This window comes from Actinomadura luzonensis (assembly GCF_022664455.2).
In the GTDB taxonomy this organism is placed as follows: Bacteria; Actinomycetota; Actinomycetes; order Streptosporangiales; family Streptosporangiaceae; genus Nonomuraea; species Nonomuraea luzonensis.
Window position 1 is genome coordinate 1,024,315 of the sequence record NZ_JAKRKC020000001.1, and the last position, 20,571, is coordinate 1,044,885.

At 72.6% G+C, this 20,571-nt stretch carries 24 protein-coding genes; 10 read left to right on the forward strand and 14 right to left on the reverse strand.

Annotated features, from left to right (window positions below; all coding sequences use genetic code 11):
- Positions 1-45 precede the first annotated feature (45 nt).
- From MF672_RS04775 to ychF, 4 genes are all read right to left on the reverse strand, one after another.
- Positions 46-291 carry a hypothetical protein gene (locus MF672_RS04775; RefSeq protein ID WP_240778098.1) on the reverse strand — a complete coding sequence of 82 codons (246 nt, stop codon included), beginning with the start codon at positions 289-291 and terminating at the stop codon, positions 46-48.
- 81 nt (positions 292-372) lie between these two features.
- Positions 373-1,092 carry a conjugal transfer protein gene (locus MF672_RS04780; protein WP_242376512.1) on the reverse strand — a complete coding sequence of 240 codons (720 nt, stop codon included), beginning with the start codon at positions 1,090-1,092 and terminating at the stop codon, positions 373-375.
- A gap of 629 nt (positions 1,093-1,721) precedes the next feature.
- Entirely contained in the window at positions 1,722-2,075 is a 354-nt protein-coding gene (locus tag MF672_RS04785; RefSeq protein ID WP_242376511.1) for a hypothetical protein, read from the reverse strand.
- A 218-nt stretch (positions 2,076-2,293) separates the two neighbouring features.
- Positions 2,294-3,370, reverse strand: coding sequence for a redox-regulated ATPase YchF (ychF, locus tag MF672_RS04790; RefSeq protein WP_242376510.1), 1,077 nt, complete (start codon positions 3,368-3,370; stop codon positions 2,294-2,296).
- Positions 3,371-3,461: 91 nt separating this feature from the next.
- On the opposite strand from ychF, the gene MF672_RS04795 reads away from it, so the two are divergent.
- Together MF672_RS04795 and MF672_RS04800 are read left to right on the forward strand one after the other, a co-directional pair.
- On the forward strand, positions 3,462-4,715 hold the full coding sequence (locus tag MF672_RS04795; protein WP_407654700.1) for a DNA recombination protein RmuC: 1,254 nt from the start codon (positions 3,462-3,464) through the stop codon (positions 4,713-4,715).
- A 17-nt stretch (positions 4,716-4,732) separates the two neighbouring features.
- Complete coding sequence (locus tag MF672_RS04800) at positions 4,733-5,245, forward strand: DUF6542 domain-containing protein (RefSeq protein WP_242376509.1); 513 nt, start codon at positions 4,733-4,735, stop codon at positions 5,243-5,245.
- A gap of 25 nt (positions 5,246-5,270) precedes the next feature.
- Here the strand turns inward: MF672_RS04800 and MF672_RS04805 are convergent, their stop codons facing one another.
- Positions 5,271-6,242: a 4-hydroxy-3-methylbut-2-enyl diphosphate reductase gene (locus MF672_RS04805; protein ID WP_242376508.1), complete on the reverse strand. Its 972-nt coding sequence runs from the start codon at positions 6,240-6,242 to the stop codon at positions 5,271-5,273.
- 100 nt (positions 6,243-6,342) lie between these two features.
- On the opposite strand from MF672_RS04805, the gene MF672_RS04810 reads away from it, so the two are divergent.
- Positions 6,343-7,335: a DUF8129 domain-containing protein gene (locus tag MF672_RS04810; RefSeq protein WP_242376507.1), complete on the forward strand. Its 993-nt coding sequence runs from the start codon at positions 6,343-6,345 to the stop codon at positions 7,333-7,335.
- Between the two features lie 27 nt (positions 7,336-7,362).
- Positions 7,363-8,562 (forward strand): exodeoxyribonuclease VII large subunit, encoded by a 1,200-nt coding sequence (gene xseA, locus MF672_RS04815; RefSeq protein ID WP_242376506.1) that lies wholly within the window; start codon positions 7,363-7,365, stop codon positions 8,560-8,562.
- 12 nt (positions 8,563-8,574) lie between these two features.
- On the opposite strand, the gene MF672_RS04820 is transcribed toward xseA, so the two are convergent.
- The gene (locus MF672_RS04820; protein WP_242376505.1) at positions 8,575-9,180 is read right to left on the reverse strand and encodes a TetR/AcrR family transcriptional regulator; all 606 of its coding nucleotides are present in this window, start codon (positions 9,178-9,180) and stop codon (positions 8,575-8,577) included.
- Positions 9,181-9,263: 83 nt separating this feature from the next.
- Here MF672_RS04820 and MF672_RS04825 point away from each other — a divergent pair, with 83 nt between their 5' ends.
- The gene (locus MF672_RS04825) at positions 9,264-9,677 is read left to right on the forward strand and encodes a nitroreductase family deazaflavin-dependent oxidoreductase (protein ID WP_242376504.1); all 414 of its coding nucleotides are present in this window, start codon (positions 9,264-9,266) and stop codon (positions 9,675-9,677) included.
- Positions 9,678-9,711: 34 nt separating this feature from the next.
- On the opposite strand, the gene MF672_RS04830 is transcribed toward MF672_RS04825, so the two are convergent.
- The 3 genes from MF672_RS04830 to MF672_RS04840 are packed head-to-tail and all read right to left on the reverse strand — an operon-like array spanning position 9,712 to position 11,111.
- Complete coding sequence (locus MF672_RS04830; protein WP_407654701.1) at positions 9,712-9,942, reverse strand: exodeoxyribonuclease VII small subunit; 231 nt, start codon at positions 9,940-9,942, stop codon at positions 9,712-9,714.
- 19 nt (positions 9,943-9,961) lie between these two features.
- A complete protein-coding gene (locus MF672_RS04835) occupies positions 9,962-10,492 on the reverse strand; it encodes a DUF4245 domain-containing protein (RefSeq protein WP_242376502.1) in 531 nt (176 codons plus the stop codon).
- 10 nt (positions 10,493-10,502) lie between these two features.
- Positions 10,503-11,111 carry a TetR/AcrR family transcriptional regulator gene (locus MF672_RS04840; RefSeq protein WP_242376501.1) on the reverse strand — a complete coding sequence of 203 codons (609 nt, stop codon included), beginning with the start codon at positions 11,109-11,111 and terminating at the stop codon, positions 10,503-10,505.
- 247 nt (positions 11,112-11,358) lie between these two features.
- Here MF672_RS04840 and glpX point away from each other — a divergent pair, with 247 nt between their 5' ends.
- Positions 11,359-12,387 carry a class II fructose-bisphosphatase gene (gene glpX, locus MF672_RS04845; protein WP_242376500.1) on the forward strand — a complete coding sequence of 343 codons (1,029 nt, stop codon included), beginning with the start codon at positions 11,359-11,361 and terminating at the stop codon, positions 12,385-12,387.
- A gap of 25 nt (positions 12,388-12,412) precedes the next feature.
- Here the strand turns inward: glpX and MF672_RS04850 are convergent, their stop codons facing one another.
- Complete coding sequence (locus MF672_RS04850) at positions 12,413-13,063, reverse strand: DUF1707 SHOCT-like domain-containing protein (RefSeq protein WP_242376499.1); 651 nt, start codon at positions 13,061-13,063, stop codon at positions 12,413-12,415.
- Between the two features lie 54 nt (positions 13,064-13,117).
- Positions 13,118-13,669: a TetR/AcrR family transcriptional regulator gene (locus MF672_RS04855; protein ID WP_242376498.1), complete on the reverse strand. Its 552-nt coding sequence runs from the start codon at positions 13,667-13,669 to the stop codon at positions 13,118-13,120.
- A 74-nt stretch (positions 13,670-13,743) separates the two neighbouring features.
- Between MF672_RS04855 and MF672_RS04860 the strand changes: the two genes are divergently transcribed.
- Both MF672_RS04860 and MF672_RS04865 read left to right on the forward strand, forming a co-directional pair.
- The gene (locus tag MF672_RS04860; protein ID WP_242376497.1) at positions 13,744-14,451 is read left to right on the forward strand and encodes an SDR family oxidoreductase; all 708 of its coding nucleotides are present in this window, start codon (positions 13,744-13,746) and stop codon (positions 14,449-14,451) included.
- 62 nt (positions 14,452-14,513) lie between these two features.
- Complete coding sequence (locus tag MF672_RS04865) at positions 14,514-15,218, forward strand: DUF998 domain-containing protein (RefSeq protein WP_242376496.1); 705 nt, start codon at positions 14,514-14,516, stop codon at positions 15,216-15,218.
- Here MF672_RS04865 and MF672_RS04870 read toward each other — a convergent pair.
- The gene (locus MF672_RS04870) at positions 15,146-15,772 is read right to left on the reverse strand and encodes a TetR/AcrR family transcriptional regulator (RefSeq protein WP_242376495.1); all 627 of its coding nucleotides are present in this window, start codon (positions 15,770-15,772) and stop codon (positions 15,146-15,148) included. The genes MF672_RS04865 and MF672_RS04870 overlap by 73 nt on opposite strands.
- Before the next feature lie 93 nt (positions 15,773-15,865).
- Here MF672_RS04870 and MF672_RS04875 point away from each other — a divergent pair, with 93 nt between their 5' ends.
- Positions 15,866-17,023, forward strand: coding sequence for an MFS transporter (locus MF672_RS04875; protein WP_242376494.1), 1,158 nt, complete (start codon positions 15,866-15,868; stop codon positions 17,021-17,023).
- A gap of 16 nt (positions 17,024-17,039) precedes the next feature.
- Here the strand turns inward: MF672_RS04875 and MF672_RS04880 are convergent, their stop codons facing one another.
- Both MF672_RS04880 and MF672_RS04885 read right to left on the reverse strand, forming a co-directional pair.
- Positions 17,040-17,981, reverse strand: a complete 942-nt coding sequence (locus MF672_RS04880; RefSeq protein WP_242376493.1) for a Gfo/Idh/MocA family protein — start codon at positions 17,979-17,981, stop codon at positions 17,040-17,042.
- 50 nt (positions 17,982-18,031) lie between these two features.
- Positions 18,032-19,591, reverse strand: coding sequence for an aminotransferase-like domain-containing protein (locus tag MF672_RS04885; RefSeq protein WP_242376492.1), 1,560 nt, complete (start codon positions 19,589-19,591; stop codon positions 18,032-18,034).
- 68 nt (positions 19,592-19,659) lie between these two features.
- Between MF672_RS04885 and MF672_RS04890 the strand changes: the two genes are divergently transcribed.
- Positions 19,660-20,550: a DMT family transporter gene (locus MF672_RS04890; RefSeq protein ID WP_242376491.1), complete on the forward strand. Its 891-nt coding sequence runs from the start codon at positions 19,660-19,662 to the stop codon at positions 20,548-20,550.
- The last annotated feature ends 21 nt before the right edge of the window (positions 20,551-20,571 follow it).

Consider the following 20,571-nt stretch of genomic DNA (forward strand, 5'->3'; position numbering starts at 1 on the left):
TCGCCACCCGCTGCTGTATGACCGCCGCCGGACGGTCTCAACCCTTTACTTGATGCCCAGTGCGCCGGCGATTGCCTTCGCCGTCACCTCGATGATGTTGGGAACGTAGAAGATCACCCCGATGGCCACGGCCAGGATCAGGAACTGGACGAACCGGGTGATCTCCCGGGTGAAGAGGAAGAAGAGCGCGACCACCGACACCACCACGAGGAACAGCGGAGCGAAGAACGCCCGCAGGAAGTCGGCGAGCCCTCCGGTGTCGATGCCGGTCGACGTGGGCGCCGGCGTCATCTGGATCACGGAGAGCACTATGGTCTTCAAGGTCACTTCTCGTCCTCCCGGGGGGTACCGTTCGGCGGCGCGGACCGGCCTTTAGTCAACGACCCGCCCGGCGCCGCGGATGTCGGCGACGAACCATTTGTCGCCCTGCTTCTCGACGGTGAGCCGGTAGGCCTGTTCCAAACGCGCGCCGACCGCCGCGGGGTCGGTGGTGTTCGGGGTGGGCGGGGCGTCGCCGTTCGGCACGACCCACACGACCACCGCCTGGATCTCTCTGGTGGCACCCCCCACAGGCACCACGACCTTCTTGAGCTCGGCGAACTTGAACGCGCCGCCGAAGCTGGGCAGGCTCTTGCCGGCGGCGACGTAGCGCTGCAGCCCGGCGGCGTCGCCGTTGGCGTAGTCGGTGAAAAAGCCTTCGAGCTGGGGCTTGAGCTCGGCGGCGGCCGCGTCGTCGGTCTCCGGCGGGGCGATCTGGGGCAGCTCGGCCGGGGCGGGCGCGGGCAGGATCGCCGGCCGTCCGGACACCACGAACCGCTTGCCGGCCTCGTCGCCGGAGTAGTAGATCGGCACCGACAGCATCATCCGCCGCGGCCCCGACTGGAAGGCCACGCTGACCACCGCGTTCTGGGCGTCGACCGCGTCCACGTCGTACGGCTGGATGGCGACGGCCGCGAGCTTGCCGAAGCCGTCCCAGCCCATCTGGGGGTCGGAGGCGTCGGGCAGGAACGCCGCGAGCTTGCGCGACCTGCTGTCCGCGTCCTCGGGGCTGAAATTGAGATAGACCCCGGCGAACTGCGCAGCGAAGGCCATCCCCCGCTCGGTGGGGAAACCCTTCTCGGACGCCGGGACGCCCTCATTGGGCGTCGCGGTGTCTTGCCCGGTAAACCGCTCAAATGGGGCACGAATCCCATTCACCACGATAACCACAATAAGCGCCCAGAGAATGATGCGGCCCACCCAGACGAGCCACCGGCCGCCGCCACCGGACCAGCCGCCCCGGCGCGGCCTGCGCGGTGGCGGCACGTCGTAGTCGGCCGGGTCCAGGGTCGCGGAAAGCCCGGGCCCGTCAGCGATCCGAGGATCGTGCTGGACGGTAGACCTACGAGCCATCACGCCTCCGCTCGCGCCGATCCCCCCGGCTGGCGCGGTGTCGTCCGTTGCCGATCCCCATCATCCGCGGTGAAGTAGTCACCCTATCCGGTCTCCGCCATTGTTCCAGGAAAGCCACGCCCATGCTGCAGGCACGACCGCCCTCACGGCAAACTGGGGCCTGATGACAGGCCCCAGTGCCGATTCCTGTCACTTCCCGGTAGAAACGGCTTTTGACCAGGCCAAACGCCTAAAATCGCCTAGCGGAACGGCCACGGATTCCTGTCCAAAATAGGCATGGACCTCTCACGACCTGCGCATTCGGCATGAGTCACGGACACGCCCCCTCGTCAGGCGGGCTCCGGATCCTGGGACGACCGGGCCTGCCGCCGGCTCTGGAGGTCGACGACGCCGGTGCGGCCCTGCGGCTCGGCGGCGGCGGCCCCGCTCCGCAGCTCGACGACCGTGGGGCGCACCGCCCGCTCCAGCGAGCCGCGGAGGTCGGCCAGCATCTCCGCGGCGTCGCGGTCGCGCATGCGGCTGGCCATCTCGTTGCGCTCGTCGACCTTCCTGCGCAGGTAGGCCTCCCGGTTGACGCGCAGGCCGTACATGAGCTCGACCCTGATCAGGGCGAGCTCCTCCTCGAGGCTGATGCCCGCGAGCGTGGGCGCGGGGCGTCGTTTCCGGATGATGCGACGGATCATGAGGGGCCTCCCGAGTCAGCGTGAACGCCGTGACGATTCGACGCGCGGGGGCCCAAAGTGGTTGACGCTTAACTTGTCCCGGGATCAGACATCGGAGCATTACCGGAGTCAGACACCGTACGCGGGCGCGCCGTCATCCTCTCGTCGGGCACCCAGCGTAGCGAAGCATCACTCATCGCGACCGGAGACGCGCGGAGGCCCGGCCGCGACGAACGGGATCACACGTTGAAGCGGAACTCCACGACGTCGCCGTCGCGCATCACGTAGTCCTTGCCCTCGATGCGGGCCTTGCCGGCGGAGCGGGCGTTGGCGATCGAGCCGGCCTCGACCAGGTCGTCGAACGAGACGACCTCCGCCTTGATGAAGCCCCGCTGGAAGTCGGTGTGGATGACGCCGGCCGCCTCGGGCGCGGTGGCGCCCTTGCGGATCGTCCAGGCCCTGGTCTCCTTGGGCCCGGCCGTGAGGTAGGTCTGCAGGCCCAGCGTCTCGAAGCCGACCCGGGCGAGCTGGCGCAGCCCGGACTCCTCCTGGCCGACCGACTGCAGCAGCTCCAGCGCCTCCTCCTCGTCGAGCTCGACCAGCTCCGACTCGATCTTGGCGTCGAGGAAGACCGCCTCGGCGGGGGCGACCAGCGTCGAGAGCTGCTCGCGCAGCGCGGTGTCGGTGAGCTCGTCGGCGTCGAGGTTGAAGACGTAGAGGAACGGCTTGGCCGTCAGCAGGTGCAGCTCGCGCAGCTCCTCGCGGTCGAGCCCGCTCTCGAAGACGGTCTTGCCGGTCTCCAGGACGGCCAGGGCGGCCTCCGCGGCCTCCAGCGCGGCCTTCTTGTCCTTGTTGTTGCGCGCCTCCTTCTGCAGGCGCGGGATCGCCTTCTCGACCGTCTGCAGGTCCGCCATGATCAGCTCGGTGTTGATCGTCTCGATGTCCCGCTTCGGGGAGATCTCGCCGTCGACGTGCGTGACGTCGGGGTCGCTGAAGACCCGGATCACCTGGCAGATCGCGTCGGTGTCGCGGATGTTGGCGAGGAACTGGTTGCCCCGGCCCTGCCCCTCCGAGGCGCCCTTGACCAGGCCCGCGATGTCGACGAACTCGACCTTGGCGGGCAGGACGCGCGCCGAGTGGAAGATCTCGGCCAGCACGGGCAGGCGGTCGTCCGGCACGCCCACGATGCCCACGTTGGGCTCGATGGTGGCGAACGGGTAGTTCGCCGCGAGCGCGTTGCCGGTCTTGGTCAGCGCGTTGAACAGCGTGGACTTACCGACGTTGGGCAGGCCGACGATGCCGATGGAGAGACTCACGGACAGCGAGTTTACTTGCCGCGGCAGACCGGCGGTTCGCCCGTAGCGTGTCGGGACGATCCGGGCCCGCGCTCCTGCAATCATCGATCAGGTGGACCTCGTCGCGCTCGTCATCGGCCTGGCCGTCGGTCTGGTCGTCGGCTTCCTCGTCGCCCGCACCCGCGCGGCGGTGCGGGTGGCCGAGGCCGACGCGCGCGCCAAGGCGTCCGCCGACAAGCTGGTCTACGTCGAGGAGCAGCTCGCCGAGCGGTTCCAGGCGCTGTCCACGCGCGCGCTCGACGTCAACAACATCCGGTTCCTCGAGCTGGCCGAGACCCGGCTCGCGGCCACCAGGGCGGAGGCCGCGGGCGACCTCGACCAGCGCAAGCAGGCCGTCGAGCACCTGGTCGAGCCGCTGAAGGACGCGCTGGCGCGGGTCGAGGCGCAGCTCCGCGACACCGAGTCGGGGCAGCGCGCGGCGCGGGCCGAGCTGGCCAAGCAGATGGAGTACGTGCGCGAGAGCAGCGAGCAGCTCCGCTCCCAGACCAGGGCCCTGGTGCGGGCCCTGCAGCGGCCCGAGGCCCGGGGCCGGTGGGGCGAGCTGCAGCTCCGCCGGGTCGCCGAGATCGCCGGCATGCAGCGCTACTGCGACTTCGACGAGCAGGTCGCCGAGGGCTCCATGCGGCCCGACATGGTCGTCCGGCTGGCCGGCGGCAAGAACATCGTGGTCGACTCCAAAGTCTCGCTGGCGGCCTACCTGGAGGCCGCGGAGGCGTCCGACGAGTCGCTGGCCACCGTCCGGCTCGACGCCCACGCCCGGCACGTGCGCGAGCACATCGACCGGCTGGCCGCCAAGGCGTACTGGCAGGCGTTCAACCCGTCGCCGGAGTTCGTGGTGCTGTTCATCCCCGGCGAGGCGTTCCTCGCGCCGGCGCTCGAACGCGACCCCGGCCTGCTGGAGCACGCGATGGCGCGCCGGGTGCACATCGCCACCCCGACCACGCTGATCACGATGCTGCGCACCGCGCACTACGCCTGGCAGCAGGCCGCGCTGAGCGAGAACGCGCGGGCCGTCTTCGAGCTGGGCAAGGAGCTGTACGAGCGGCTGTCGTCGCTCGGCCGCAACGTCGACTCGCTCGGGCGGGCGCTGACCCGGGCCGTGGAGGCGTACAACAAGTCGGTCGGATCGCTCGAAAGCCGCGTGCTGGTCACCGCGCGCAAACTCAACGAGCTGGGCGTCGTGGACGGCGACCTGGACGCGCCGGAGATGCTCGAAGGGCTCCCCCGCCCCCTCGCCTCCCCCGAACTGCTCGAAACCCCGTCACTGTTCTCCCACTCGAACGGTAAGTTGGCCAACGGGACGTAGTGAACGGGGGTGGACGGGTGGCAGAGAAGGGCAGGCAGCCCGCCGTCAAGCTGACCGCGCGGGGCGCGGTCGCGCTGACCCTGGTCGCCACCCTCGCCGGCTACGTGCTGGCGGCGCTGCTCGGCATCCAGCAGGTCGTCGGCGCGGCCTTCGTGGTGGCGAGCCTGCTGGGCGTGCTGCTGGTCAACCGGCGCGAGCTGCTGTCGCTGGTGGTGTCGCCGCCGCTGGTGTTCTTCAGCGCCACGCTCTTCGTCGAGCTCGGGCGGGCGTTCGGCTCGGTGTCGATCGTGCAGTCGCTCGCGCTCGGCCTCTACACGTCGCTGACCCGCGGCGCGCCCTGGCTGTTCGCGGGCTCGGCCGTGGTGCTCGGGGTGGCGCTGCGGCGCGGCCTCTGGGACAACGTCCGCGAGCTGCGGGCGGAGCTGAAGGCGGGCGCGGAGGTGCCGCGCCCGCGGCAGCCGACGTTCGTGCCCGAGCCCGAGGGCTACTTCGAGCCCAAGGTGTACGGGACGCCGCGCGGCGAGGACTGACCGCGCGGCCTCCGGTGAGCTCGGGTCACGAACTGGCGACCCGGAGGTCCTTGCGCAGCTCGTGGGGCAGGGCGAAGCGCATCTTCTCCTGCACCGGCTCGACCTCGGTGACGTCGCCGAAGCCGAGCCCGGCCAGCCGCGCCAGCACCTCCTCCACCAGCTCCTCGGGCACGGACGCGCCGCTGGTGACGCCGACCGTGGTGACGCCCTCCAGCCACTCGTCCTGGATGAAGTCGGCGTTGTCGACGAGGTAGGAGGCGTCGGCGCCGTAGTCCTTGGCCACCTCGACCAGGCGCTTGGAGTTGGAGGAGTTCTCGGAGCCGACGACGATGACGAGCTGCGCCTCGGCGGCGATCTCCTTGACCGCGATCTGCCGGTTCTGGGTGGCGTAGCAGATGTCGTCGCTCGGCGGGTCGATGAGGCCGGGGAAGCGCTGCTTGAGCCGGGAGACGGTCTCGGTGGTCTCGTCGACCGAGAGCGTGGTCTGCGAGAGCCACACGAGCCGGCTCGGGTCCTTGACCTCGACCCGGTCGACCGCGTCGAGCCCGTCGACGAGCTGGATGTGCTCGGGCGCCTCACCGGAGGTGCCCTCGACCTCCTCGTGGCCCTCGTGCCCGATGAGCAGGATCTCGTAGTCCTGGCCGGCGAAGCGCCTGGCCTCGTTGTGCACCTTCGTCACCAGCGGGCAGGTGGCGTCGATGGTGCGCAGGCCGCGCTGTCTGGCCTCGTCGTGCACCGCGGGCGAGACGCCGTGGGCCGAGAAGACCACGATCGAACCCTCGGGGACCTCCTCGGTCTCCTCGACGAAGACGGCGCCCCTGGCCTCGAGCGTCTTGACGACGTGGGTGTTGTGGACGATCTGCTTGCGGACGTAGATCGGGGCGCCGTATTGCTCCAGCGCCTTCTCGACCGCGACCACGGCTCGATCGACTCCGGCGCAGTAGCCCCGTGGCTTGGCTACGAGGACTCGGCGGGAAGAGGGGGTCTGGGGCTCCATACTTCTTATGCTACGTGGAGCGGCCATCTGGCCCGCCCGTGCGTGGTAGCCCGCGGTTTGCCAGACTGGCCGTCCAATACAGACCTCCCAGGGAGACGTCATGTCCCTCAGCGACGTGATACGCAACATCGCCAGAACCGTCACCAACAAGGACGAGCTCAAGGAGAAGGCGAAGGACCTTCCGCTGCTCGTCATCCAGACCACGCTGAGCGCGGCCGGGCAGGCGCTGCTGGTCGTGGACCGGGTGAAGAACTCGATCAAGGGGCTGGGCGGCAAGGAGGAGCGCGAGGAGGAGTACGAGTCGCGTCCCTCCGCCGCCGACCAGGTCGCCGCGGCGCCGGCCGGCAGCGAGGAGGACAAGCCGGCGCGCAAGGAGCCGGTCATCTTCGCGCCGCGTACGGGGGCGGCCGAGCCGAACGGCGCCGCCAGGACCAAGCCGGACCCGGTCATCTTCGCCCCGGCCAAGCCCGCCGCCCAGCCGGAGCCCGCCGCCAAGACCGAGCCCGCCGCCAAGACCGAGCCCGAGCCCGCTTCCAAGGCCGAGGCCCCCGCCACACCCGAGGCTCCCATCAAGACCGAGGCCCCCGTCAAGACCGAGGCTCCCGTCAAGACCGAGGCGAAGGTCGTCGAGGAGCCCGCGGCCAAGGTCGTGGAGGAGCCCGCGCCCGCCCCGGAGCCAGCCCCCGCGCCCGAGCCGGTGGCCGCGCCCGAGCCCGTCGCCGCCGCCGAGCCGGTGGCCGCGCCCGAGCCCGTCACCCCCAAGCCGGTGTCCATCACGCCGGAGCCCGCCGAGCAGCCCGCCGCCAAGAAGCCGGCCGCCAAGAAGCCCGCCCCCAAGAAGCCCGCCGCCAAGAAGCCGGCCACCGAGCAGCCCACCACTGAGGCGCCGACCACTGAGGCGCCCGCCGCGGCTCTCGTCGCGCCGCTCGCCGGGTACGACGAGCTGACCGTCGCCTCCCTCCGCGCCCGCATGCGCGGCAAGACCGCCGCCCAGATCGGCGACTACCTCGCCTACGAGCGCGCCACCCGCAACCGCACCGAGGTCGTCCGGATGTTCGAGAACCGCCTCGCCAAGCTGCAGGCCGGCGAATAGGCCGGACGGAGCCCGTAGTCTTCCGCCATGACCTCGAAGACCACACCGGAGTCCCCCCTGCCGATCCGCACGGTCCTGCAGATGGTGGGCGGCTGGATCGGCAGACTCGGCACGGTGTGGGTCGAGGGCCAGATCACCGATCTGAGCGCGCGCGGCGGCACGGTGTTCCTGACCCTGCGCGACCCGGTCGCCAACGTCTCCGCCAGGGTTACCGCCCCTCGCGGCGTCTACGAGGCGGCCGTGCCGCGACCGGCCGACGGCGCGCGGGTCGTGCTCCAGGTGAAGCCGGACTTCTGGGTCAACAAGGGCACGTTCGCGTTCACCGCGCTGGAGATCCGCCCGGTCGGCGTGGGCGAGCTGCTGGTCCGGCTGGAGCGGCTGCGGCAGCTCCTGGCGGCCGAGGGGCTGTTCAACGCCGACAGGAAGCGGCGGCTGCCGTTCCTGCCGGGCACGATCGGGCTCATCTGCGGCCGCGAGTCGGCGGCCGAGCGTGACGTGCTGGAGAACGCCAGGCGGCGCTGGCCCGCGGTGCGGTTCAAGGTCGAGGAGGTGGCCGTCCAGGGGCCGTACGCGGTGGGCGAGGTCACCGAGGCCCTGCGCAAGCTGGACGCCGACCCTGACATCGAGGTCATCGTCGTCGCCCGCGGCGGCGGCTCGATGGAGGACCTGCTGCCGTTCTCGGACGAGACCCTGGTCCGCGCGGTCGCCGCGTGCCGCACGCCGGTCGTGAGCGCCATCGGCCACGAGCAGGACAGCCCGCTGCTCGACCTGGTGGCCGACGTCCGCGCGTCCACCCCCACGGACGCCGCCAAGAAGGTCGTGCCCGACGTCGGCGAGCAGCTCGCGCTGGTCCGGCAGCTCCGCGACCGGGGCCGCCGGGTGCTGGGCGGCTGGCTGGACCGGGAGATGTCGTGGCTGACGTCGGCGCGTTCGCGGCCCTCGCTCGCCGACCCGGTGCGCGAGCTGGAGCGCCGCGCCGAGCAGGTCGACGCGCTGCGCGAGCGGGCCAGGCGCTGCCTGTCCGGCTCGCTCGACCGCGCCGCCGACGACCTGGTGCACCTGCGGGCCCGGCTGGTGGCGTTGTCGCCGGCGGCCACGCTGGAGCGCGGCTACGCGATCGTGCAGCACCCGTCGGGTGAGGTGGTCCGCCTGGCCAAGGACGTGACGTCCGGCTCGCCGCTGACGGTCCGCCTGTCCGACGACCGGCTGTCCGTACGCGCCGAGTGACGTTCCAGGGCCTCAGGCGCGCAGAGCCGCCGCGGCGAGCGCGGCCAGCCCGTCCTTGATCTGCCGCACGCTCATCCCCCGCTCCGCCCGCTGGAACGCGATCAGCCCGGCGTTGACCGGCGCGAGCAGCGCGTCGGCGAGGTAGGCGGCGTCCGCGCCGGGCCTGGCCTGCCCGATGAGGGCGGCCAGGTGGATGTGGTGCACCCGGTACGGCCCGCTGAACGAGCCCGCCCGGCCGCCGCCCTTCTGCAGCAGCAGGAACAGCTCCTCCTGCGCCAGGATGCGGTCGACCAGCGCGCACAGGAACGCGGTGACGCGCTCGGCCGCCGGCGCGCCGGGCCCGAGCGGCGGCGGCCCGGAGAAGAACGCCGTCTGGAAGCGCCGCTCCCCCTCGTCCAGCAGCGCGAAGACCAGGCCGGCGCGGTCGCCGAAGCGCCGGTAGACGGTGCCGACGCCGACGCCCGCGACCCGGGCGACCTCGTCGAGCGAGAGGTGGGCGGCGCCGCGTTCGGCGATGAGCTGGGCGGCCACGTCGATGATCTTCTGCCGGTTGCGCGCGGCGTCGGCGCGCTCGGGCTGGGGTTGCCCGAGGACGGGAAGGATTCGGCGGCCGCACACGGTTGAAGCATATCGGTTGTATCCGGAGAGTTCTCCGGTTAATCTCCCAAGCGGAGATTCCTCCGATTACTAAGGAGCCGAACATGGCGAACGACTTCAACCAGCAGGTGATCGACGAGTTCCGCGCCAACGCGGGACGCGTGGGCGGCATGTTCGAGGGCGCGCCGCTGGTGCTGCTCACCACCACGGGCGCCAAGAGCGGCAAGCAGCACACCACGCCGGTGATGTACCTGGCCGACGGCGACCGTTACGTGGTCATCGCCTCGTACGCCGGCTCCGACCAGAACCCCGCCTGGTACCACAACCTCAAGGCCAACCCGGTGGCCACCGTCGAGGTCGGCACGGACACCTTCCAGGTCAAGGCCGTGCAGATCGACGGCGAGGAGCGCGACCAGCTCTACGCGCGCATGGTGGCGCAGGCCCCCGGCTTCGCCGAGTACGAGCGCAAGACCAGCCGCCGCATCCCGGTGGTGGCCCTGGTGCCCGAGAACGCCTGAGGCTCGCCAGGAACGCCGGGATCGCCGGGAACGGTCAGAAAGGCGTGTCGTCGCCGCCGGGCTCGGCCCGGCGGGCCATGGCGGCGGCGAGCTTGACCCGGGCCCCCTGCAGCCATTCCTCGCAGACCGCCGCCAGCCGCTCGCCGCGCTCCCAGAGCTCGATCGACTGCTCCAGGGTGAGCCCGCCGGCCTCCAGGCGGCGCACGACCTCGGTCAACTCCTCGCGGGCCTGCTCGTATGAGGGCGTCTTCTCGTCTGCTGCCACGGGCACCACCCTAGACGAGCTACGCCTGGGGTCGCTGCTGGAGCAGCCCCGCCAGCTCGGCCAGCTCGGGCCAGTCGGCGGTGCCGGTGACCACGAGCGTGACGTCGGGCAGGAAGCGGACCAGCGTGCGCTGGTTCTTGTCCTCGCGGTAGCGCTGCTCCCAGGCGACGCCGCCGATCTGCTGGGTGCCGACCGCCTTGTCGCGGTTGGCCATGCGGGCGGCGAAGGCGGCGGCGGGCCGCTCGTCGCTCTGGATGAACATCGCGTGCTGGCGCTTGGCGGTGGCGTAGCCGAGGTAGAGGACCTGGGCGCCGTTCTCGCCCTTGGCGATGCGGTTGCTGTTGGGCACCCAGCCCGCCGGGTCCTGCCGCGGGGCCCACACGCGGTAGGGGACGTCGTGGCTGAAGTTGGCGACGGTGATGGAGTACTCCCGCCGCGGGATGTGCTCCTCCCGGCTCTGCGGTGTGATCATGAGGAACACCGCCGCCCCCGCCAGGCAGACGAGCAGCGCCACCGCGTAGCCGTAGAAACCTTCCGTGAACCGTCGCACGCCGCCGAGGTTACCCGCTGGAGGAGGCGGTCGCCGAAGTGGCCGGCCGGATCTGCCCGATGATGGCCAGCACCTCCTCGGCCAGCGCCCGGTCGCCGGTGCGCACGACCTCCGAGACGGCCGCGGCCAGCGCGCCGGTGATGACCACGACCAGCGCGGCCTCGTCCTCGAACAGGGCGGCGTTGCGCTGCGCCCACTTGCGCAGCCGGTCGCGCATGACCACCTCGAAGCCGGGCGGCCCGTCGCCGCGCAGGAACAGCGCGGCCAGCTCGCGCTCCTCCAGGCAGCCGTCGAGGTAGGCGCGGGCGGCGCTGACGAAGACCCGCATGCGGTCGCTCTCGCCGCCCGCGCGGGCCTCCCTGGCCGCCTGCTTGGTGCGCTGCGTCTGGCGGGCCTGCCACTCCTCGAAGAGCGTGAGGTAGAGGTCGGCCTTGCCGGAGAAGTGGTGGTAGAGACTGCCGACGCTGGCGTCGGCGCGGGACACGACGTCGGTGACGCCGGCCTCGGCGAAGCCCTTGGAGACGAAGACCTCCCTGGCGGCGGCGAGCAGCGAGCTGCGCGTCGCCGCGCCCCGTTCCGACGTGCGCGGCTGGGTCACGACGGGTTCCACTTCGCTCATTCGCTCTCCTCCACGGCGCGGCGCCCTGCTCCATGGTGAAGGCGAGATCCATGACGCGCACGTGATTGGCGCAAAATCCGTTCTCCGCTCCGCAGGCGCAAGTCGAAGCTTACCGACTGCGTGACCGGGGCAGGCGTCCGGTCGCGGGCAGGGCAGAGGAGTAAGCCGGAGGCGCCAGATTATCCCCCTGAGGCCGGGAAAAGAAGGGCAACTACCATCGAGACAGTCGTCTTCGAGGAGGCCAATGATGTCCGATTCGGTCCCGGCGCCGCTCGCCACCAGCGAGCACGCCCCTGATCGCAACCTGGCGCTGGAGCTCGTCCGCGTCACCGAGGCCGCCGCCATGGCCGCCGCCCGCTGGGTCGGCCGGGGCGACAAGAACGGCGCCGACGGCGCGGCCGTGAACGCCATGCGCCAGCTCATCAACACCGTCTCGATGAACGGCGTGGTGGTCATCGGCGAGGGCGAGAAGGACCACGCCCCCATGCTCTTCAACGGCGAGCACGTGGGCGACGGCAGCGGCCCCGACTGCGACGTCGCCGTGGACCCGATCGACGGCACCCGGCTCACGGCGCTGGGCATGCCGGACGCGGTGTCGGTGATCGCGGTGAGCGAGCGTGGCTCGATGTACGACCCGTCGGCCGTGTTCTACATGGAGAAGCTGGTCACCGGGCCCGAGGCGGCCGACGTCGTGGACATCGAGGCCCCCGTGTCGGCCAACATCGAGGCCGTGGCGCGGGCCAAGCACTGCTCGCCGTCCGACGTGACGGTGGTCGTGCTCGACCGGCCGAGGCACGAGCGCCTGGTCAAGGAGATCAGGGAGACCGGGGCGCGCATCAAGTTCATCACCGACGGCGACGTGGCGGGCGCCATCATGGCGGCGCGCACCGGCACCGGCATCGACCTGATGCTGGGCATCGGCGGCACGCCGGAGGGCATCGTGGCGGCGTGCGCGCTGAAGTGCCTCGGCGGCGTGATCCAGGGCAAGCTGTGGCCGCGCGACGAGGCCGAGCGGCAGCGGGCCATCGACGCCGGGCACGACCTCGACCAGGTGCTCACCACCAACGACCTGGTCCGCTCCGACGACGTGTTCTTCGCCGCGACCGGCATCACGCAGGGCGAGCTCATGCAGGGCGTCCGCTTCCGCGCCGGCGCGGCGATCACGCAGTCGCTGGTGATGCGCGGCCGGTCGGGCACGATCAGGAAGATCGAGAGCGAGCACCAGCTCTGGAAGCTGCGGGCCTACAGCGCGATCAACTTCGACACCGCCGGCTGAGCCCCGGCGCGGAGGAAGGGAGCCGTCAGCGGCGGCGCTTGCGGCGCGGCGGCTCCTTGACCTTCACCTCGCCGGCGAAGTTCGTGGTGCGCACCTCCACCACGGGCGCGCCGGGCTCGGTGGGCTGCTTGGTGAGCCGCACCGTCTTGCCCTTGGCGACCCTGATGACCTCGAGGTCCTCGGGCACCTCGATCTCCAGGCCGCCGAAGACCAGCGTGGCGTTGATGACCACCCGCCGGTTCTGCAGGATGGCGTCGCGCAGGTCGAGCTTGGTGGTGCCGAACATGGCGGTCACCGCGAGCTCGGCGGGCACCACCCAGCGCCCGCCGCGCTGCTCCTTCTTGAAGATGGCCGACACCGGCCGGCCGTCGAGGTTGAGCGGCTGCTGGTCGGCGGGCAGGAGGTCGGCGGTGAGCCCGGCGAGGTCGCCGAGCGTGCGCGCGGAGTAGAGCACGCCGAGCCGCTCCTCCAGCTCCTCCAGAGTGAGGCGGCCGTCGGCGTGGGCGTCCTGGAGCACCTGCGCGACCCGTTCGCGGTCGGCGTCGGAGGCGCGCAGCTCGCGCGGCGCCGGGAGGTCGCCGGCGGCGGGAGGCCGCCGGGCGGCGACGAACTCCTCGGCGAGCCGCTCACCGACTTCCTGCAGCTTCGGCAACCAGGATCCCGCGCGTTCGTTCACATCTCCGACGATATCCCCCGGCAGGGCGTTTCGCTCGTCCCGGAGGGGACGTCGTCACCGGATTCGCCCGAGCAGCCCGGCGATCTCCTCGGCCAGGTCGACGTTCACCTCGGCGTGGCGGTTGAGCAGGCGGTACCACATGACGCCGAAGACGACGTCCACGGCCAGCTCCAGGTCCACGTCGGGGGGCAGGGCGCCGCGCGCGAGCACCGCGCGCAGGGCGTCCCGGCGCGGCCCGATGATCTTCTCGCGCAGCTCGGCGGCGAGCGCGGCGTCCGACTGGGCGTCGGCCATCAGCCCCACGACGATCTGGCCCGCGACGCCGCGCGCCAGCGTGAACGTCTGCTCCAGGAACGCCACCAGGTCGGCGCGCGGGTCACCGCTGTCGGGGGTGGGCGGCAGGTCCTCGGCCATGATCCCGGTCAGGGACTCCAGCAGCACCTGGGCCTTGGTCTGCCACCAGCGGTAGACGGTCTGCCGCCCGCTGCCCGCGGCCTCGGCGATGCCCTTCATGGTGACGTTCTGGTAGCCGTCGCGGGCGCACAGGTCGAGCGCGGCCCGGAGGATCGCCTTCCTGGCCACTTCGCTGCGTGGTCTGCCTGCCATGGCCGCCACTTTACAAGACACTGTGCCTCGTTTATATTCGAGGCAAGATGTCTCGTATTGAGAAGGAGCAGGACATGCGCGTAGTGATCGTGGGCGGCACGTCGGGCATCGGGCTGGCGGCGGCCGCCCGGTTCGCGAGCGAGGGCGCCGAGGTGCTGGTGACCGGCCGTTCCGAGGAACGGGTGCGGGCCGCCGTGAAGCAGCTCGGCGACCAGGCGCGGGGCGAGGCCGTGGACGCGCGCGACACCGGGGCCATGCGTGAGCTGTTCGCCCGGTTCGGCGCGTTCGACCACCTGATCATCACCGTGACGGCCCGGGGCGGGGCGGCGCCGCTGAGCGCGCTGACCCGCGAGGGGCTGCTCGCGGGCGTCGAGGGCAAGCTGCTGCCGCACCTGCTGACCGCGCAGGCGGCGCTGCCGACGCTGAGCCCGCAGGGCTCGATCACCTTTGTGACGGCGGCCTCGGCGGGGGCGGCCCTGCCCGGGGTCGCCGCGCTGGCGGCGGTCAACGGCGCGATCGAGGCCGCCGTGCCCGGCCTGGCCGTCGAGCTGGCGCCGATCAGGGTGAACGCGGTCTCCCCCGGGGTGATCGACACCGACTGGTGGTCGGAGATCGGCGAGGAGGCGCGGGCCGCGTTCCTGGAGAGCGCCGGCGCCGCCCTGCCGGTGCGCCGGGTCGGCACGGCGGACGACGTCGCCGCCGCGATCGCCTTCGTCGCGGGCAACGGTTACACCACCGGCACCGTGCTCACCGTGGACGGAGGCGGCCGGCTCAAGGCGTGAATCAGCCGATCTCGGAATCATCCGGTACGCCTCTCCGTTGGTCCGGCAAAAGGGAGGTGAGCGTGCATCAGCCGGCACGGTGGGGGCTGGGGGTCGCGGGCGCGGGCATCGCACTGATCATCGGCCTGGAGCTGACCAGCCTCGACGAGATCAACCCGCTGCGGCGGACCATCAGCGAGCACGGCCTCGGCCCCGGCGGCTGGGTCTTCGGCCTCGGCGTGGGCCTGCTCGCGGCCGGATCGGCGGCCATCGCGGTGTCGCTGGCCCGCAAGCGGCTCGCCGGGATCGTCGGCACGCTCGCGCTCCTGGGCTGGAGCGCGGGGCTGATGCTCACCGCCTGGTTCGAGAAGCACGACTGGTCGGTGGGGCCCAGCACGAGCGGGAGCATCCACCGGGTGGGCAGCTTCGTCGCGTTCCTGTGCCTGCCGCTGGCGGTCGTGGTGATCGCGCGGCCGTGGCGGCGTCCCGGGCGGTCGCGGGCGACGCTGGTCGCCTTCGCGCTCGGCGTCTGCTCGGTGCTGTGGGTGGCCGGCATCGGGACGATGATGCTCATCGGGGCACGGCACGGGCTGCCTTGGTACCGGGTCATGCCGCTCGGGCTGGTGGAGCGGGTGCTCGCGGTCACCGAGGTGGCCGCGCTGCTCGCCCTCGGCGTGTGGGCGGCCGCCGGGCGGCTCGACGCGGCGCCGGCCGGTCAGGGCGCGGCGGCCGTCCCCGGTCCTGGCGCGGCGGGCGGGGCCAGCAGCGCGACCAGGTCGTCCACGTAACCCCGGAACACGGCGGCCATGTCCACCCGCTCCGGGTCGATCAGCCACTGCGTCTGCAGGCCGTCCATCATCGCGATGAGCCGATCGGCGTGCGCCTCGGTGTCGAGCCCCGCTCTGAACTCGCCGCGTTCGACGCCGAGCCGCAGCGCCGCCGCGACCTGCGCGCGCAGCCTGCGGTAGCGCCGCCTGGCCCACTCGTGCCCGGGGTGGCCGGGGGTCACGGCCTCGCCGCTGATCACCGAGAAGAGCTGCACCAGGCCGGGCACCCTGGCGTTGTGCCCGACCACGGCGGCCATCGCGTGCAGCGCGTCGACGCCGCCGGCGGACGCCAGGTCGAAGCGGCGCGCGTCGAGCTCGTCGCGGTGTTCGAGCACGGCCACGAGCAGGCGCTCCTTGCTCCTGAAGTGGTGGAGCAGGCCGGCCTGGGACAGCTCGACGCGCTCGGCGATGCGGGCCAGGGACGCGCCCCGGTAGCCGTTCTCGGCGAACTCCAGCAGTGCGGCGGCCAGGATGCGCTCTCTGCGCGCCTGTCCCGTCGCGTAGCCCCGTCTCACGTCCGGCACCCTATCTCCTGGTGGCGCGACGGCCGGGTGGGCAGCTAACCTGACCCAGCCTCACGTTTGATCTCCCCCCATCAGGAGGCCGCCGTGCCCTCCCCGCGCGACTTCGAGGCCCGTGTGGCCACGTACGTCGTCTACGCCGTCCAGGGGCTGTCCTTCGCCTCGCTGCTGGTCCAGGTCGCCAACCTGCAGGCCAGGCACGGCATCGACGACGGCACGCTGACGCTGCTGCTGCTCATCGTGCCGGTGTTCGCCGGCGTCGGCAGCGTCGCGGCCGGCGCGTTCGCCGCCCGGCACGGCAGCAGGCCGCTGCTCCGCCTCGCCCAGCCGGTGGTCGCCGCCGCCGTGGCGCTGGCCGGGCTGGCGCCGAACGTGCCGCTGCTGATCCCGGCGCTGCTGGTGTTCGGCATCGCGGTCGGCGCGGTGGACGCCGGCATGAACATGCAGGGCGTCGCGGTCGAGCGCCGCTACGGCATACAGGTGCTCAACGGCTTCCACTGCGTGTGGAGCTTCCTCAGCATGCTCGCGGCGCTGTGGGCCTCCCTCGCCGCCGGGCTGCCGCTGCCGGTGACCGTGGCGGCCCCCATGGTCCTCGCCGTGGCCGGCTCCCTGTGGGCCGGGCGCAACCTGTTCGGCAAGGAGGAGGAGAAGCCGGACAGCGAGGTCTCGCCCATCGGCGGCTCCTTCCCGTGGCGGCCGCTCATCCCGCTCTGCCTGGCCATGGCCTTCCTGTACGTCGGCGACGCCGCGGTCTCCAACTTCAACACCGTGCTGATGAAGAACGTGCTGCACGCGAGCGCCGAGGTCATCCCGCTGGCCTACGCCGCCTACCAGGCCGCCACGCTGGGCGTCCGGCTCGGCGGCGACTTCGCGGCTCGCGCCTACGGCCCGGCCGCGATCGTGCGCATCGGCGGCGTGCTCGCCACGCTCGGCTTCCTCGGCGTCGTCCTCGCGCCGAACGCGGTGCTCGGCATCGTCGCGTTCGGCCTGACCGGGATGGGCCTCGCGGTCGTCGCGCCGCAGTCGTTCTCGGCGGCGGGCCGGCTCGACCCGGCCGGCACCGGCGTCGCCATCGCCCGGGTCAACCTGTTCAACTACGTCGGTTTCATCGTCGGCGCGGCCCTGGTCGGCGGCATCGCGGACGCGACGGACTTCCGGGTGGCGTTCGCCGCGCCGCTGGTGCTGGCGGCGGCGATCATCGTGCTGGCGCCCGCCTTCCAGCCCAGGGCCGCCGCCACGGCCTGACCGCCCGGCCCGCCGGTCAGCGTCGCCGCACCTCCGCGACCTCGACGGGACGGCCCTCGCGCAGCGACAGGTCGGCGGCCTCGGCGACGTACAGGGCCTCCAGCGCGTCCCCGATCGGGCACGGGCTCTCCTCCGACCGCAGGAACGCGTCGATCTCGGCGCGGTAGGCCTGCTCGAAGCGGGTGACGAAGTCCGGCCACGGGTCGGCGGGCTCGCCCAGGCCCTCGGCGCCGCGGAGCGGGGCGCGCGGGCCGAGGCCGACCGCCTGGGTGCGCAGCGTGCCCGCCAGCTCCATGCGCACGTCGTAGCCGGCGCCGTTGTAGCGGGAGCCCTGGAGGGTGGCGAGCGTGCCGTCGTCCAGGGTGAGCAGCGCGGCGCTGTTGTCCACGTCGCCTGCCGCGGCGAAGAACGGGGCCCCGCGGTTGGCGCCCCTGGCGTAGACGGAGACCACCTCGCGGCCGGTCACCCAGCGCAGCGCGTCGAAGTCGTGCACGTGGCAGTCGCGGAAGATCCCGCCGGACAGCGGCAGGTAGGAGGCGGGCGGCGGCGCGGGGTCGGCCGTCACCAGGTGGACGCGGTGCAGCTCGCCCAGCTCCCCGGCGCGCAACGCCGCGCGGGCCGCCGCGTACCCGGGGTCGAACCTGCGCTGGAAGCCGATCTGCACCCGGTGCCCCTCGGCGGCCTCCAGCACCTTCAAGGTCTCCTCCACGGTCCCGGCGGCCGGCTTCTCGCAGAAGACCGGGACGCCCAGCTCGCACGCCCGGACGATCAGCTCGGCGTGGGTGCTCGTCGGGGTGGCGATGACGACGGCGTCCGACTCGAACGGGTCGCCCGGCGCGCCGTGCGGCGAGCTGCGCACCGGATCGGCCACGACCAGCTCGTCCACCAGCGGGTGCGCGGCCAGGGTGGCGGCGTGGAAGGCGCCGATCCGGCCCAGGCCCAGCAGTCCCACGCGCATGGCGCCTCCAGAGTCGGGATGGACCCTCTTTCTAAGCGAGGTTCTCAGCCTCAGTCAACGTTTTGTCCTGACATTCGGACTTTCAACCCGCGTACGACCTCCACCGACCGATGCGCGGGCAACCGCGCGAACCCCACCACCACGGCCGCCGGGCCCGGCAGCTCCCGCATCGGGCCCACCGCCTCCGCCGACAGCCCGAGGTCCCGCGCCGCCCGCACCACCGCCTGCTCCGCCCAGCCCTCCGGCAGCTCCAGGTACACGTGCAGCCCCGCGTCGATGCCCTTCACCCGCACCCGGGGCAGCTCCTCGGCCAGGGCCGCCACCAGGGCGTCCCGGCGGCGGCGGTACTCCCGCCGCATGCGCCGCAGGTGCTTGTCGTAGCCGCCGGTACGCAGGAAGTGCGCCAGCGCGTACTGGTCGATGACCGGCGAGCCCAGGTCCAGCTCGCCGCGCGCCCGCCGGATCGCTTCGGCCAGCTCGGGCGGCGCGGCCACCCAGCCGAGCCGCAGCCCCGGGGCCAGCGCCTTGCTCACGCTCCCCGACAGGATCACCCGGTCCGGCGCGAGCCCCTGCAGGCATCCGACCGGGTCGCGGTCGAAGCGGAACTCGGCGTCGTAGTCGTCCTCCAGCACGAAACGGCGGCCCGCGTGCGCCCACTCCACGAGCGCGGCCCGGCGCGGCGGGGACAGCACCACGCCCGTCGGGAACTGGTGCGCCGGGGTGACCAGGGCCGCCTCGCCCGTGAGCCGCCGCACGTCCAGGCCCTCCTCGTCGACCGGCACCGGCACGAGCCTGGCTCCCGCCCGGCGCAGCAGCGGCACCTGGCGGTGACTCGTCGGGTCCTCCACGGCCAGGCGCAGGGCGCGCTGCCCGCCGCCGGACAGCACGTGCAGCACCAGGCTGAGGCCCTGGGCGACGCCGCCGACGATGACCAGGCCCTCCGGGCGCACGTCGGCCGCGCGGACCCGGCGGAGGTAGCCGGCCAGCTCCTCGCGCAGCTCGGGGACGCCGCCCGGGTCGCCGTAGTCGAGCGCGTCGGAGGGGACGGTGGTCAGGACGTGGCGGACGGCGGCCAGCCAGCGCTGGCGGGGGAAGTGGGCCAGGTCGGGCGACGTGGGCCGATGCCCGTAATACGTCCCCCGCCCCTTCGCCCGGGGACCGCTCACCTGAGCCTGCACCCGTGGGCCGGTCGCCCCGTCCGCCGCGGGGGCCGCCCGTTCCGAGGTCACGCGCGACCGGTCCCCCAGGGGCGACCCCGTCCAGCGGACGCGGCGGGCGCCCGGCCGGCCACCCGCCCCGGCCGGCCGGGGCGGGCCGGCGTCCAGGCGCGCCTCCGCCGTCACCGCCCCCGCGGCCGGCCCCAGGGGCCGCGGGCTGACCCGCGTCCCGGCCCCCACCCGCGAGACCAGGAACCCTTCGGCGACGAGCTGCTCGTACGCCTCCACCACCACCCCCCGCGATACCTGCAGATCGGCGGCGAGATCGCGGGTGGCGGGCAGCCGGGTGCCGGGGGCGAGCCGCCCGTCCCGGACGGACGCGCGCAGCTCGGCGGCGATCTGCCCGGCGATCCCACCCTTCGCGCGATCGATCCGGATCAGGAGGTCAGCCATATTGGTCCTGTCTTCCAGCGGGACATTGGACTGTTTCCGCGAACCATTGCCTTCCTACCATCCTTCACATGAAGCACGGCACCCTCGGCGCCGCCTCGGCCATGTTCCTGGTGGGAACCCTGGCCGGAGTCTCCGGGCTCATCGGCGCATACCCCCTATACGGCGGCCAGGCGGTCCGGTATCTCCTCGCGGCCGTCATCCTGCTCCTCATCACGAAACCGCTCGGCCTGCGGTTCGTCCGGCTGACCGGACGCGAGACCCTCTACCTCGCCGCTCTCACCCTGCTCGGCCTGGTGCTGTTCAACGTGTGCGTCATCGAGGCCACCCGCGCCGCCGGCCCCGCCCTGGTCGGGACCGTCCTCGGCACGGTGCCCCTGTGGCTCGCCCTGGCCGGCGGCCGGCCCGCGCCCCGCCTGCTGATCGGGGCCGCCGTGGTGGTGGCGGGCGCCACCCTCGCCACCGGGCTCGGCAGCGGCACCCTGCCCGGCCTCCTGTGGTCACTCGGCGCGCTGGCCGGCGAGGTCGCCTTCTCCCTGCTGGCCATCCCGCTGCTGCCCAAGCTGGGGGCGATCCGGGTGTCGGCGTACTCGACCACGCTGGCCGTCCCCATGCTGCTGGCCATCGGCCTGGCGGCGGAGGGCACGGCCATGTTCCGGATGCCGACGCTGCCGGAGGCCCTGGGCTTCGGCTACCTGTCGGTCGTGATCACGGTGCTCGCCTTCTTCCTCTGGTACACGGCGCTCCCCCGGCTCGGCCCCGGCCGCGCGGGCCTGTTCGCCGGCCTCATCCCGGTGGGCGCGATCGTCACCGGGACGGTGCTGGACGTCGCCGTGCCCTCCGCGTACGACCTGCTGGGCGCGGCCCTGGTGATCACCGGCATCCTCATCGGCCTCACCGCCCCCGCGCCCGCCCGTGAGCGCGCCCCGGAGCCCGTACGGGCCGCCGAAGGAGGCGCGTAATCTACAGGGCGACGAAAGGAT